Annotated in this window: 12 protein-coding genes and 3 pseudogenes; 4 read left to right on the top strand and 11 right to left on the bottom strand. The window is 62.7% G+C overall.

Annotated elements, in window-relative coordinates; genetic code table 11:
* The first annotated feature begins 13 nt into the window (after positions 1 to 13).
* The 3 genes from LB526_RS09720 to LB526_RS09710 all read left to right on the top strand — a co-directional run bounded on the left by LB526_RS09720 (position 14) and on the right by LB526_RS09710 (position 2,709).
* Positions 14 to 508, top strand: a complete 495-nt coding sequence (locus LB526_RS09720) for a Rab family GTPase (protein ID WP_224603339.1) — start codon at positions 14 to 16, stop codon at positions 506 to 508.
* Between the two features lie 3 nt (positions 509 to 511).
* Positions 512 to 1,576: an adenylate/guanylate cyclase domain-containing protein gene (locus LB526_RS09715; protein WP_224627433.1), complete on the top strand. Its 1,065-nt coding sequence runs from the start codon at positions 512 to 514 to the stop codon at positions 1,574 to 1,576.
* A gap of 65 nt (positions 1,577 to 1,641) precedes the next feature.
* Positions 1,642 to 2,709: a cyclic nucleotide-gated potassium channel gene (locus LB526_RS09710; RefSeq protein WP_224627509.1), complete on the top strand. Its 1,068-nt coding sequence runs from the start codon at positions 1,642 to 1,644 to the stop codon at positions 2,707 to 2,709.
* A 282-nt stretch (positions 2,710 to 2,991) separates the two neighbouring features.
* On the opposite strand, the gene LB526_RS29575 is transcribed toward LB526_RS09710, so the two are convergent.
* From LB526_RS29575 to LB526_RS09700, 3 genes and pseudogenes are all read right to left on the bottom strand, one after another.
* Positions 2,992 to 3,417, bottom strand: coding sequence for a hypothetical protein (locus LB526_RS29575; RefSeq protein ID WP_263483209.1), 426 nt, complete (start codon positions 3,415 to 3,417; stop codon positions 2,992 to 2,994).
* 48 nt (positions 3,418 to 3,465) lie between these two features.
* A pseudogene (locus LB526_RS29570) lies at positions 3,466 to 3,534 on the bottom strand (hypothetical protein); the annotation flags it as partial.
* 145 nt (positions 3,535 to 3,679) lie between these two features.
* Positions 3,680 to 3,892: pseudogene (locus LB526_RS09700) on the bottom strand (transposase); the annotation flags it as partial.
* 135 nt (positions 3,893 to 4,027) lie between these two features.
* Here LB526_RS09700 and LB526_RS09695 point away from each other — a divergent pair.
* Positions 4,028 to 4,494: pseudogene (locus tag LB526_RS09695) on the top strand (tetratricopeptide repeat protein); the annotation flags it as partial.
* A 478-nt stretch (positions 4,495 to 4,972) separates the two neighbouring features.
* On the opposite strand, the gene LB526_RS09690 reads toward LB526_RS09695, so the two are convergent.
* The 8 genes from LB526_RS09690 to LB526_RS09655 all read right to left on the bottom strand — a co-directional run bounded on the left by LB526_RS09690 (position 4,973) and on the right by LB526_RS09655 (position 12,676).
* Positions 4,973 to 6,034, bottom strand: coding sequence for an ABC transporter ATP-binding protein (locus tag LB526_RS09690; RefSeq protein ID WP_140846242.1), 1,062 nt, complete (start codon positions 6,032 to 6,034; stop codon positions 4,973 to 4,975).
* 7 nt (positions 6,035 to 6,041) lie between these two features.
* The gene (locus tag LB526_RS09685; RefSeq protein ID WP_224627431.1) at positions 6,042 to 6,854 is read right to left on the bottom strand and encodes a carbohydrate ABC transporter permease; all 813 of its coding nucleotides are present in this window, start codon (positions 6,852 to 6,854) and stop codon (positions 6,042 to 6,044) included.
* The gene (locus tag LB526_RS09680; protein WP_224627430.1) at positions 6,854 to 7,735 is read right to left on the bottom strand and encodes a carbohydrate ABC transporter permease; all 882 of its coding nucleotides are present in this window, start codon (positions 7,733 to 7,735) and stop codon (positions 6,854 to 6,856) included. The genes LB526_RS09685 and LB526_RS09680 overlap by 1 nt, the downstream gene beginning before the upstream one ends.
* A 67-nt stretch (positions 7,736 to 7,802) precedes the next feature.
* Complete coding sequence (locus LB526_RS09675; RefSeq protein ID WP_140846239.1) at positions 7,803 to 9,095, bottom strand: ABC transporter substrate-binding protein; 1,293 nt, start codon at positions 9,093 to 9,095, stop codon at positions 7,803 to 7,805.
* A gap of 63 nt (positions 9,096 to 9,158) precedes the next feature.
* Positions 9,159 to 10,175 carry a Gfo/Idh/MocA family protein gene (locus tag LB526_RS09670; RefSeq protein WP_224627429.1) on the bottom strand — a complete coding sequence of 339 codons (1,017 nt, stop codon included), beginning with the start codon at positions 10,173 to 10,175 and terminating at the stop codon, positions 9,159 to 9,161.
* Complete coding sequence (locus tag LB526_RS09665) at positions 10,172 to 10,888, bottom strand: N-acetylmannosamine-6-phosphate 2-epimerase (RefSeq protein WP_224627428.1); 717 nt, start codon at positions 10,886 to 10,888, stop codon at positions 10,172 to 10,174. The genes LB526_RS09670 and LB526_RS09665 overlap by 4 nt, the downstream gene beginning before the upstream one ends.
* Before the next feature lie 65 nt (positions 10,889 to 10,953).
* Complete coding sequence (locus tag LB526_RS09660; RefSeq protein ID WP_224627427.1) at positions 10,954 to 11,865, bottom strand: N-acetylmannosamine kinase; 912 nt, start codon at positions 11,863 to 11,865, stop codon at positions 10,954 to 10,956.
* Entirely contained in the window at positions 11,849 to 12,676 is an 828-nt protein-coding gene (locus LB526_RS09655) for a MurR/RpiR family transcriptional regulator (RefSeq protein ID WP_140846235.1), read from the bottom strand. Before LB526_RS09655 ends, LB526_RS09660 begins: the two co-directional genes overlap by 17 nt.
* Positions 12,677 to 12,719: the final 43 nt, after the last annotated feature.

The raw sequence follows: 12,719 nt of genomic DNA, 5'->3' as shown, positions 1-12,719 counted from the left end.
CGCGGAGCCCAGGATGCTGCAAAAAAAGATCTGCATGTTGGGCGGGTTCGCCGTCGGCAAGACCAGCTTGGTGCGCAGGTTCGTCCAAAGCATCTTCTCGGAAAACTACCTGACCACGGTCGGCGTCAAGATCGACAAGAAGAGCGTCGCGTTTCCGGACAAGACAGTGGACCTGATCTTGTGGGATCTGGCCGGCGAAGACGATATCGGCTCGTTCCGCGTCAGCTATGTGCGAGGCGCGACCGGGCTCGTGCTGGTCGCCGATGGAACCCGGCCAGCCACTCTTGCGGTGGCGCTCACGCTGCGCGAACGGTGCGAGGCCGAATTCGGCGCCATGCCGTTCATATTGCTGTTCAACAAGTCCGACCTGACTGATCGGTGGGCGATACCGGAGGGCGAGATCGACGAACTCAAGCAACGTGGATGGCAGATCTATCTGACGAGCGCGCTTTCGGGCGAACATGTCGACGATGCGTTTCGTCAGCTTGCTTCGATGGTCGCCAACTAGACCATGTCCAGTTTGCCGAAAGAAGTCAGAAGCTGGATATACGACTTCTTCTCGAATGAGCGCTTCGCAGCTTATCTGATGATCGATACCCGGCAATGCATAGAAGCCAAGGGCGGCAATCTCGACTTTTACGGGCTCTCGTCGCTTCGCCTCGGCGAGCCCGTTGCCCAGCAGCTTGAATTCATGGAAGGGCTGCTGCCTTGCCCCGAGCTTCCATTCCATATGCCCATGATGGAACTGCCCGGCGGGCATGTCGCGGACCTTCACTTCTTTGGCGATGGCGACTCGGTGTGGCTGGTCTTTCTCGACGCCACGCCCGAACGCGACCACCAGCAGCGGCTTCAGCAGAAGGCATACGAAATGACGCTTCTGCAGGAGAGGGAGCGTCAACTCAATGCGAAGCTGCAATCGACGAATGAGGCATTGAGGGAGAGCCAGGAGGGTTTGTCGCGCGAGTACCGGCGCGCCGAATCCCTGCTCCTTAACATTCTTCCGGCCTCGATCGCGGAGCGGCTGAAGGCTGACGAGCAAATTGCAGACAACCACGCGGAGGTCAGTGTGCTCTTTGCCGACATCGTCGGTTTTACGGAAAGAGCGCGGAGCGTCGGAGCCACGGCGACGCTCGCTATCTTGAATTACTTCTTCAGGGCTGCGGATCTGCTCTCGGAACAGCATGGCTGCGAAAAGATCAAGACCATCGGCGATTGCGTCATGGCGGTCGCTGGCCTGCCCGTCGCGCGACCAGATCACGCGCACGCCCTTGCACATTATGCGCTCGAGCTGCGGGAGGCGGCCAGGTGCGAGCGCTTCGCAGGAGAACCGCTAAGCCTTAGAATTGGAATTCACTCAGGGCCAATCGTCGCGGGCGTCATCGGCAAAAGGCGGTTCGTCTATGACCTGTGGGGCGACACCGTCAATCTCGCCGCGCGCATTCAAAAAGCCGCAGAGCCCGATGAAATCCGTATTTCGGATGCGACTCATCAATTGCTTGGGCCGGAATTTGCTTGCGAGCCGCTCGGGGAAACGGAATTGCGTGGCACAGGTCGCGTGCGAATGTGGCGGCTCTAGGCACCTTTACGCTTGCCTCGAAGGCATCCTATTTTGGAGGGCAGCAGCCACTCGCGGGCATAGAAATGTCGGTACTGCCTTTTGTAAGAATTTACGCGCCGCTCAACGCGGTGCTGGCTGCGCCTGGACTTCTGGCGGTGGCTGGGCTCACGATACCGGACATGTCCGGACGAAGCAGGCTGGCTCTGGCTGTGCTGCTCGCTGTCATTTGGGGCGCCTATCTCCTGCAAATGGCCGCGACGCTGCTCAAGCGCCAGGCGGTAGACGCTAGGGACAGGACGCCGGCAATCGTCATCGATGTGCTCGCGGTCTTGGTTCCACTCGCCGCATTTCTGCTCGTTGGCACGCCCGACCGGAGCCTCTACTGTGCTGTCTGGCTCCTGAAACCGCTGCGCGACTCGACTTTCTTCCCGGTGCTGGGCAGGGTGCTGGCCAACGAAGCGCGCAACCTGATCGGCGTTACCACGCTCTTCGGCGTCGTTCTGTTCGGTGTCGCTCTCGCGGGCTATGTCATCGAGCGCGATATCCAACCGGAAAAGTTCGGCAGCATCCCCCAGGCAATGTGGTGGGCGGTGGTCACGCTGTCCACCACCGGCTATGGCGACGCTATTCCGCAAAGCTTCGCTGGCCGTGTCCTTGCTGGGGCTGTCATGATGAGTGGCATCGGCATCTTCGCCCTCTGGGCAGGCATTCTTGCCACCGGCTTCTATCAAGAAGTCCGTCGCGGGGACTTTGTCCGTAATTGGCAATTGGTCGCCGCCGTGCCGTTGTTTCAGAAGCTCGGACCGGCCGTGCTGGTCGAGATCGTGCGCGCGTTAAGACCTCGCACCGTGCCGGCGGGCGCCGTGATCTGTCGCAATGGCGAGAGCGGTGACCAGATGTTCTTCGTCGTGGAGGGGCGCGTCAGCGTCGCAACGCCGAATCCGGTGGAGCTTGGCCCTGGCGCCTTCTTCGGCGAGATGGCGCTGATCAGCGGCGAACCGCGTATGGCGACCGTCAGCGCCGCAACGGCGGTCTCACTGCTATCGCTGCACTCGTCGGATTTCCAGATGCTATGCGGCAGCAGCCCGGAGATCGCGGAAATCATCCGCAAGACCGCGCTCGAGCGGCGCGGCGCGGCGCCGATGCCTTGACGGTACTACGAGGTGCAACTGCGGGACATGTCCATTCCGGCCCCGAATTTCGACCTGGGTAAGGGCGCCGGTTTTTTCGCCATGAGCGTAGACCTCGGTGCGTGTCGGGAAGAAGCTGATCGGCTGCGTTGTCTCCCTGTTAAAGATTGCCGCCCTGGATCAGAGCTGGAGGGCTCAAATGAGTTCGCCCCTGGTGGCTATGTGTATTGCCTTGCCGATTACCCAAAAAGGCGAGTTTCGACCGATGGCGATGTATCAAGTTTCTGGCGCAACGGGATGTCTTCAGGACACCGCGACGCGGGTGGTCTTTTCAGTATAGCGAGGCGGTACTCGGCCGTGGAGGGCGTACGACAGCGACATGACCCCGTCCACCCGAACAATTGAGGTAGCAATGCAGCAGCCGGCCAGATCCTCGATCTTGGGCATTAACACTACAGTTGCGGATATCCGCGCCGTTTGTAGTGACAGACGGATGCCGCGGCCTGATGTCGTCGTCGCCACAGCGACCAGGCGATGATGAAGGGCTTTTGTGTCGGTGGGAAGATGAGGATCCGGGCGAGGAGATAGCGGATCTCGGGGACGCTCGGAACGAGCGCAGTCATCCGAATCAGGCGGCGATTGACCCTTTGGACTCGTTTCGTTCGGTTTGCTCCATGCGCTGCGGCGAAGATCGGCCGATAGTTTGGACAGGAACGCCAGGGCGGTCATGCATAGGCTCATGTGGCGATGCCATCCGTGCCAGGACCGAGCCTCGCAATGATCAAGTCCGAGATCATCCTTGGCGCGCTCAAAGCACTCCTCGACCGCCCAGCGCAGGCCGGCCACTGCCGCCAATTCGGCCAAGGAGGAACCGGGCGGGGCGAAGACCAGGTAGTAGGCTTTTTCTCCGGATGTCGATCGCTTGCGGCGGACGAGAAGCCAATGCTCGAAGCCGCCTTTTGACGTCCAGGGGCGGCGGATGCGTGCCCAGTCGCAGCCGGTCAATCTCGAGTTGCTCCGGCTTCATCTGCCCGTGGCGGGGAAACGCATGCTGCGGATCCGTCGACAGATCGCGCACCCATTTGCGCAGCACGTTCTCGTGGACATCGAGGTCGCGGGCAGCCTGGGCCACCGCAACGCCCCGATCCTTGATCAATCTCACCGCCTCAAGTTTGAACTCGCGGCTGAACTTTCTTCTTTGCATTCCCACTCTCCAGTTCCGTCAAACACCTTATCTCGGTGTCCACGAAACCGGCAGCAGGCCAGACAGACTTTCCCGCAACGAGAGCAGCTTGCCTTAAGGCCGGATTCTGTGGGCCGCATTTGCTAGCGAAGCGCCATGAGCAACCGATTGCCGCCCGCCTGGGCAAAGCACCTGAAAACCAAACCCACGGCTAAGACACCGCCGCCGAAAGCTCTGCCGCCAGCAGCCCAGCGAAAGTCTGGCCCGCCCCAGAACCAGGCCGACGACATGCTGTTGAGGCAGGCGCTCGAACTACAGAAGGCTGAGCGACTGCCGGAGGCCGAGGAACTGTGTCTGCGCGTTCTGGCGCGGACCCCAAACCACCGCTGGCATTCTATATACTGGGAACGCTCGGGCTCGGACACGACGCCGAGAAGGCCCTGCGGTATTTCGCTCGGGCGGTTGGAGAGGAGCCGCAGAACCCCTATTACCACCTCAGCCTCGGCGAAGCGTATTTGAAGGTCAGCGAATTTACGCCTGCGATCAGGCACATTCAGTACGCCCTCGATTTGAAGCCGGATCTGGTGGAGGCGCTTTGCACCTTGGGGGACGCATACACAAAGTCAACGCTTCCCGCCACCAAAGCTCCAAAGGCCGTTCAGCGGAGCAGACAAGAAGGGCTCTCCCCTGAGTACTCAGATGGCTGACTTGCCTGGGCCCAAAGAGGCGCAAAACTGACATTCCTTGCGGCGTGACTCTCGAATGCCGCGCAAAAATGGGTGGACGAACTCAGAGCAGCGAGCTTATGGAAATCGTGACCTGTCGCCCCGGCTGTGTAACAAGCTGCGTAACAAAGCAGACAAAAAAGCTACGTATTTTCAACGTTATAGGCCCAAGATCGACAGACGCTCTCTCCGCCATAACCTTTTATTTCACAGATCTAAAGTGACTTCTCGCAATGCCGACAAGATGATGTGTAACAACCGCCAGAATTCGATCGCACACCATGCGTGCCGGGTTGCGTGAGATAGGGCGCGCCGTCCGCCAGCGGGCCGCTTCTTAATTGGAATTTGCGGCGGCTCAAGACACCCGGCGAGGACCCTAACGAATGCGATTACCCTCCAGGTCGAAGATACGCGCGCGGACAGGCTGAAAGCGCAATGTGATCGTCTCGCCGAAGCGCGGCTGGTCCTCGCGGCGCTCGGCGACCACGGTCTCGCCGCTCGCCAGCGCGCCGTGGACGTAGGAGGTCGAGCCGAGGCGCTCGGTGACGTCGACGGCAAGCGAAAGTGTCACGCCCTGCTTCTCGTCGAGATGCTCCGGCCTGATGCCCAGCGTCACCGTCTTGCCGTTCTCCAGCTTCGTCTTGAGATGCGTGATGTCCACCCTCGCTTCGCCGGCCGTCAGCGCCTTGCCATCGTCCACGACGGTCGCCTTGAGGAAGTTCATGCGCGGCGTTCCGATGAAGCCGGCGACGAAAGCGTTGTCGGGATCGTCATAGAGTGAGAGCGGCGTGCCGGTCTGCTCAATGCGGCCAGATTTCAGCACCACGATCTTGTCGGCCAGCGTCAGCGCCTCTGTCTGGTCATGCGTGACATAGACCATGGTTCGGCGGATCGACTGGTGCAAGCGCTTGATCTCGGCGCGAAGTTCGGTACGCAGCGCGGCATCCAGATTGGAGAGTGGCTCGTCGAACAGAAAGAGCCGCGGGTCGCGCACCAGCGCCCGGCCGATCGCGACGCGCTGGCGCTGGCCACCGGAAAGCTCGCGCGGCAGACGGGACAGCAGCGGCTGGATCTGGAGCAGGCGCGCGACACCGGCGACCTTCTCATCAGACGTGCTGCGGTCGAGCCCGCGCATCTTCAGCGGAAAGGCGATGTTCTGCGCCACCGTCATGGTCGGATAGAGCGCGTAGGACTGGAACACCATTGCGACATCGCGATCCCGCGCTGGCAAGTTGGTGACATTGCGGTCCCCGATGACGATGGTGCCGGAATCGATCGGGTTAAGGCCGGCCACCGCATGGAGCAGCGTCGATTTCCCGCAGCCGGACGGGCCGAGCAGGACTACGAAAGACCCCTCCTCCACCTCGACTGACACGTCGTCCAGCACCTGGACCGCGCCGTAGGATTTCGAGACCGACTTTATCGAGAGTTGCGCCATCTGAAGTTCAGCCCTTCACGCTGCCAAGTGTCATGCCGCGTACGACCTGCCCCTGCACCAGGACGCCGAGGACGATCATCGGCAGCATGATGAGCGTGGCGGCCGCAGTGAGCGCGCCCCACTGGATGCCCTGGAACGTCAGGAACGAGGTGATCGAGACCGGCAGTGTCTGGGTGTCGCGGCCGGTGAGCACCAAGGCGACGAAGAACTCGTTCCAAGTGAAGAGCACACACAGGATCAGCGTCGCGACAATGCCGCCGCGCGCCGCCGGCAGATAGACGTGCCAGAAGATCGCAAACTCGCGTGCGCCGTCGACGCGCGCGGCGTCGCGCAACTCCTTCGGAATGTCATCGAAGAAGGTAATGAGCAGTGAGATGGCGAAAGGCACGTTGACGAAGGCATAGGCGGCGATCAGCAGCCAGTGCTTGTTCAGCGCGCCGATGCGGGTCGCCAGATAATACATCGGAATGACGAAGAGCAGAGCCGGCGCGATGCGCAGGCTGAGGATGAATTTTTCCCGTGCGCGGCGCAGCTCCGCTGGCTGCTGCGCAAGCCCATAAGCTGCGAGCGAACCGACCGCGACGGCGAGCGCGCTGGAGAGGAGCGAGACGATGAAGGAGTTGGCGAAGGCGCTTAGGAAGCCGCGATTGGCGAACACCGTGCGGTAGTTGTCCAGCGTCGGGCTGAACAGCCAGACCGGCGGAATGGCGAAGGCATCGCGGGTCGTCTTGAAGGAGGTGACGACGACCCAGTAGAGCGGGAACAGCACCGCCAAGAGAAGCAGGCCCAACCCGAGATAGAACAGCGCGCGTCTGCCCATCAGCGGTCTCCTGTCTTGGGGAAGAGCACGCTGTACATGGTCAGCAGCGCGACATTGGTGAACACGGTCAGAATGATGGCGATGGCCAAGGCATACGAGATGTCGAAATTGGTGAAGGCCACGATGTAGCCATAATAGTTCAGCGTCTCGGTCGACAGCGCCGGCCCCCCGCGCGTCATGATGTAGAAGAGGTCGAAGGCCTTGATGCTGTCGATCGCCCTGATCAGCGCGACGATGGCAAGCGCGCGGCGCAGCATGGGAAGAAGCACATACCAGGTGACCTGCCATTCGCGCGCGCCGTCGACGCGGGCGGCGTTGAGCGGGTCGGTGGGCGCTGATTCAAGGGCCGCCATCACCAGCAGGATGACGAAAGGTGTCCATTGCCAAATGTCGGCGATCAGCACCGAAACCAGCGCGATCTGTGGGCTGCCCAGCCAGTCGACTTGGGAAATGCCTGCCAGCGATAGAAGATAGTTCGCCATGCCGGTGGCGGGATCGAAGAGGAACCGCCAGGTGAGCCCAACGACCACCGGCGTCATGATGATTGGTACCAAGAGTAGCGTCCTGACCAGCCGCTTCATGACGAAGTCGCGATCGAGGAAGAGCACGACGGCAAGGCCGAGCGCGATCTCGATCACTGTCGCCAGCACCGTGAAGAGCACCGTGCGCCAGAGCGCGGCCATGGCGCGCGGGTCGCCGAGGAAGCGGATATAGTTGTCGAGGCCGACGAATTTTTCGCGGCCCGCCCGCATCAGCGAGAGATCGTGCAGCGATATCCAGATGACGAACAGCGTCAGCGCGACCGAGGCCACCGTCAGGCAGACGATGATCGGCTGGAAGAAATGTCTTGTCGGATCGGACGCTGGGGCCACGGGTCTCATCGGGTCAACCTGAAATTTTCACCCTGCCGCGCACAGGGAGCGCACGCGGCAGGGCACGCCTCTCGCCCTAGCGGGCGAGTGCGGCGTTGTTGGCGTCGTCGGCTTCCTTCAAGGCGTCGGCCGCACTTGCGGTTCCGGCGAGCGCCTTGGAGACGGCGATCCCGGTGTTGTTGATGATCTCGTTCGCCTTCTCGACCGTGGGCAGATACTGGGGATTACCGGCGTTGATGGCCGCGATCATGCCTTCTTTGAAGGCGCCGTAGCGCTTGCCGAAACTGTCGCTGTTGAGCGCCGACAGCGAGGTCACGCCGGAGTTGGGATCGGTTTCGATCGACTTCAGCTGCTGTTCCTTGGCGGTCGCCCAAGTGGCGAAAAGCGCTGCCGCTTCCTGGTTCTTCGACTCGGCCGAGACGTACATCGAATGCACCGCGAGCGAGGACGAGCCGCCCTTGGGCGAGGTCGACTTCATCGGCACCGGCACGTAGCCGACCTTGCCGACCACCGTCGAGACGGCCGGGTCTTCGTTATAGGCGCCGTTGACGGTGGCATCGAGAGTGATCGCCGCCTTGCCCTGCTGGAACAGCAGCCGGTTCTCTTCCCAACCGAAATTGGCGACGCCGACCGGGCCGTAGTTCTTCAATACGCTAGTGAAGGCGTCGAGCGCGGCGATGCCCTCAGGCGTGGCCAGCGCCGACTTGCCGTCGGCATCGAAGAAGGAGCCACCGAAGCCCCACAGATAGGCCGCCCAGACATAGACGCCCTGGATGCCCTGCTGGCCGCGCATGGTGATGCCAGCGATCTGCTTGTTCGTCTTTTCCGAGATGGTTTTCGCGGCGTTCTCAATGTCCTCGAAGGACTTGGGCGCGGCCAGCCCGTATTGCTCGAACAGGTCCGTGCGGTACATTACGAAGGTGCTCTCGCCATAGACCGGCAGGCCATAGACCTTGCCGTCCAGCACATTGGTGTTGAAGTAGCCGGGCACGAAATCGGACTTGTCGAAATTTTCTTTGTGCTTGGCCAGGAAATCGTCGAGCGGCACGATGTAGCCGGATTTCACGAACCCCGGCAGATAGATGATGTTGTTCTGGACGACGTCGTAGCGGCCCGACTTGGAGGAGAACTCGAGCAGCTCCTTGGCGGTGATGTCCTGCTCGGGCACGACCTCGATCGCGACGTCGATGCCGGTCTTGTCCTTAAATTCGGGCACCATCTTCTGGATGGCGTCGGTGGTCGGATGACCCTCGAGCAGCACCGATATCTGAACGCCGTTGAACGGCTTGTCTTCGGCGGAGGCCGGCGCGGCCAGCGACAGCGCGGCGGCGGCCGCGCCAAGCATAAGTAGATTGCGTCTGTTCAGCATGTTTCGTCTCCCATTCTTGGGCCGTCTGGCCTCGTTGCAACAGCGCTGTTCGTTTGATTGTCTTCAACCGAGGCGCACGATTTCGCCGCTCTCCGCCGACTGCATCATGGCAAGGGTGAGTTCGAGCGAACGAAGGGCTTCCCGGCCGGTGGCGATCGGCATCGCCGCGCCGTCCAGCCAGTCGATGAGGCCGCTGAGCTGGCGCGCGAGGTCGCCGTCGACGCGGCCGTTGAGCAAAGGCCAATGCTGGGTGTCGATCTCGCGCGACCCCTCGTTGCTAGCGAAATAGAGCCCGCTGTCGCCGCACTGGACCTCGAAGGATCCATCTGTGCCGAGAAGTTCCATGCGCGCGTCGATCATGTGGCGCGCGCCGGACGGCAGCGACCAGGCGCTCTCGAAATTGACGACAGTTCCACCGGAAAAGCGCACGATCGCCGTGATACTGTCCTGCGTGCCGGAGGCGCCAAGCAGCTTATCGGTCTGCTGCGCATAAACCGAGACCGGCTGCTGGTCCTCCAGCATCCACAGCACCATGTCGACGTCGTGGACGGTGACATGCAGCGCCAGCGGCAGCTTGCCGCCATAGCGCTTCGGGCCTTCGGTGCGGGCGCTGTTGCGCCTAGCATAGATGTGGATCGGCTCACCGATCTTGCCCGACGTCATCAGCTCCTTGGCGGCGGCGTAGCGCGGATCGAAGCGAAGCAGGTAGCCGACGCCGAGCTTTACGCCCGCCGTCTCGCAGGTGACGATGATGGCCCGGGCGTCGTCGACCTTGGAGGAGATCGGCTTCTCGACGAAGACGTTGATGCCGGCTTCGGCGACCGCAACCGCCGGCGCCAGATGCAGATTGTCTGGCGTGCAGATAGAGACGAGGTCGAGATCGCGCTCCGAGCCGAGCAACGCCTGATGACTGTCGTAGACTTTGCAACCCGGCGCCTTGGCCGCCACGGCCTCGGCCAGCGCGCGGTTGGGATCGACGATAGCCGCGAGCTCGGAGCTCACCATGCCGGCGAAGATGCCGGCATGCATGGAGCCCATGAACCCTGCGCCGATGACGGCCACGCGACGGCGCTTGATCATGATGGATTCCTTTTCAGTTGCGGACGGGCGCTCCAGGCGGCGACCTCGTCGGCGAAGCGGCGGGTGATGGCGTCGGGCCGCGTGATCGCGCCGCCGACGACGATGAAGCGGGCGCCGAGCTCGAAGCAGCGGGTTGCCTCGTCCGGCGTCCAGATGCGACCTTCGGCGACGAAAGGCAGGCCGGCGCGGGCGAATTCCTCCATCAGGTCGAAGGCGGGGCCGCGCTGCTCGCTGGAGTAATCCGTGTAGCCGGCCATAGTGGTGCTGACGACGTCGGCGCCGGCATCGAGCGCGCGCCTGCCTTCGTCGAGCGTGGCGACATCGCCCATCGACAGCCGCCCTTTCGCGGCGATGGCTGAGAACATCGCCGTCAGCTCGACCGGGCGCGGCCGATCGGTGGCGTCGATAGCGACGATGTCGGCGCCGGCCTCGACGACGGAAGCGACGTCGTCGAGCGTCGGCGTGATGTAGACCTCGGTGTCGTCGCGCCTGGCCTTGATGAGGCCGATCAGCGGCACCTCGACCGCAGCGCGAACGGCGGCGATGTTGGCCGCGCCCTCAATGCGCACGCCTGTAGCGCCGCCCAACAGGACGGAGCGCGCCATCGCGGCGATGTGGCCGGGAGCGTCAAGCGGCAGGCCAGGCTCGGCCTGGCAAGACACAACCAGCGTTCGATCGAGTGTGGCGAGCAAATCGCCCTGCTTGGCCTGCACCGGGGCTTCTCCTGGAAGAGCACTACCGCTCTAACCAAGCGTAGATGAAACTTTCTGTCAATAATTTATTTCTGAAGAAAATTTTCGTCATAGCTCTTTGGTCGTGCCAGCATAGCTGCGCCAAGCAGGCCGGCATCGGCGCCAGCCCGCGCGGCAACAATGGGGCGCCGATAAACGCGCGGCAGATCGAGCGAGCGCACCTGCAGCGCCTCGATGAAGCCGCCGGCGAGGCCGACTCCACCACCGACAGCAAAGCAGTCGATATCGACGGAGGCCGCCAGGTCGGCAAAGGCGTCGACCAGCGCGACGACCGCGCCGGCGATAATTTCCGCGGCAATGCCGCTGCCTTCTTTCGCCGCCGCAAACAGCTCCGGCGTCGTAACCTTGCGGCCAAGGCGCGCGCTGCCCGCCCGCGCCAGCGCTGTACCCGAGGCGACCGTCTCCAGGCAGCCGCGCCTGCCGCAGCCGCAGAGGATACCGCCGGGCTCGGAGCGTGTGTGCCCGACATGGCCGGCAAGCCCGTTGGCGCCGCTTTGCAGCCGGCCGTCTATCACCAGGCCGCAGCCGATGCCGGTCGATACAGTGAAAAAGGCGAAATTGCGAAAACCCGTGCCGGCGCCGAGCGTGAACTCGGCCCAGGCGGCCGCTTGCGCGTCGTTAATGACGAGCGGCGGCATGCCGAAGACGCGTTCGATCGCTGAGGCCAGCACATAGCCATCCTCGATCGGCAGCGTTTCGGGATTCAGCGCGGTGAGCGAGCCGTCGCGGACGATACCGGTGGTCGCGACGGCGACGGCGCCGAAACCTGTTTTCGGCGCGAGATCGGCGATGGCCGCGACCAAATCGTCGCCCCGGCCGGCGCGTGGCGTCGGTGCCTGCCGCCGGTTGGCGATCCTGTCGCCGCTCACCTCGGCGATGGCTATCTTGGTGCCGCCGACATCGATGGCGAGCACCGGCAAATCAGAAGCTGCGGTCACTCACGACCTCCGCCGTGCGGCTGAGCTCGACCAGCCGCTTCGGATCCTGCCTCGTCATCTCGGCGACCAATGCGTCGACGATGAGCAATTGACTGATCTTCGACGGGAAGGCGCCGCCGGTGAGCGGCGTCTCCGGCCAGGAGGCTATTAAAGCCAGGTTACAGACGGCGATCAGCGGGCTCTTCGAGCGATTGGAGATACCAATGACGAAGGCGCCTTTGGAGCGGGCAAGCTCTGCCACGCGCACGGCATCGATGGTCGAGCCGGAGCTTGAGATCACCACCTGCACGGTTCCCGGCTGCGCCGTTCCCGCCGCCATCACCGCCAGATGCGCGTCGCCCGACGCGCGGCTTAGCTTGCCGATGCGGGTCATCTTGTAGGCGAGATACTGCGCCGTGACGGCCGAGGCGGCGATGCCGAAACACTCGACGACGGAGGCGTCAAGGAGCTTTCGCGATGCGGTGGTAACGTCGTCGCGGACGATCAGTTGCTCGGTCTCGCGCAGCGAGGTAATTGCGGTTTCGACCAGCCGCTGGATGTCATCGGATGGCGAGCCGTTGTCGCGCGCCCGCTCGTCGGTCGCCAGTTCCTTGGCCAGTGCCAGCTTGAAATCCTGGAAGCCGGAAAAGCCTTGGTCGCGGCAGAACCGCATGACGCTGGCCTCCGACGATCCGGACGTTTCGGCAAGCTCGGTGATGCTTTGGCGAAGCGTTGCGTCGGGCTGCGCCAGCACCGTCTCGGCGACGCGTGCCAGCGCCGGCGTCATGTCGCCCGCGGCCGCTCTCAGCGAGGCTATCAGCGCGTGTGTCATGCAAGACCCCTCAAAAAGATTTTCGGTGCGAGCATGTTCTTGT

Source organism: Mesorhizobium sp. CA6 (genome assembly GCF_020165035.1).
Lineage (GTDB): Bacteria > Pseudomonadota > Alphaproteobacteria > Rhizobiales > Rhizobiaceae > Mesorhizobium.
Note: the sequence above shows the minus strand (reverse complement) of the source record. Positions and strands in the feature narration are given on the sequence as shown.

Coding starts and splice junctions, on each gene's coding strand:
- LB526_RS09710 (WP_224627509.1), top strand. CDS start 1,642: ATGTCGGTACTGCCTTTTGTAAGAATTTACGCGCCGCTCAACGCGGTG.
- LB526_RS09715 (WP_224627433.1), top strand. CDS start 512: ATGTCCAGTTTGCCGAAAGAAGTCAGAAGCTGGATATACGACTTCTTC.
- LB526_RS09675 (WP_140846239.1), bottom strand. CDS start 9,095: ATGCTGAACAGACGCAATCTACTTATGCTTGGCGCGGCCGCCGCCGCG.
- LB526_RS09655 (WP_140846235.1), bottom strand. CDS start 12,676: ATGACACACGCGCTGATAGCCTCGCTGAGAGCGGCCGCGGGCGACATG.
- LB526_RS09690 (WP_140846242.1), bottom strand. CDS start 6,034: ATGGCGCAACTCTCGATAAAGTCGGTCTCGAAATCCTACGGCGCGGTC.
- LB526_RS09670 (WP_224627429.1), bottom strand. CDS start 10,175: ATGATCAAGCGCCGTCGCGTGGCCGTCATCGGCGCAGGGTTCATGGGC.
- LB526_RS09685 (WP_224627431.1), bottom strand. CDS start 6,854: ATGGGCAGACGCGCGCTGTTCTATCTCGGGTTGGGCCTGCTTCTCTTG.
- LB526_RS29575 (WP_263483209.1), bottom strand. CDS start 3,417: ATGACCGCCCTGGCGTTCCTGTCCAAACTATCGGCCGATCTTCGCCGC.
- LB526_RS09680 (WP_224627430.1), bottom strand. CDS start 7,735: ATGAGACCCGTGGCCCCAGCGTCCGATCCGACAAGACATTTCTTCCAG.
- LB526_RS09720 (WP_224603339.1), top strand. CDS start 14: ATGCTGCAAAAAAAGATCTGCATGTTGGGCGGGTTCGCCGTCGGCAAG.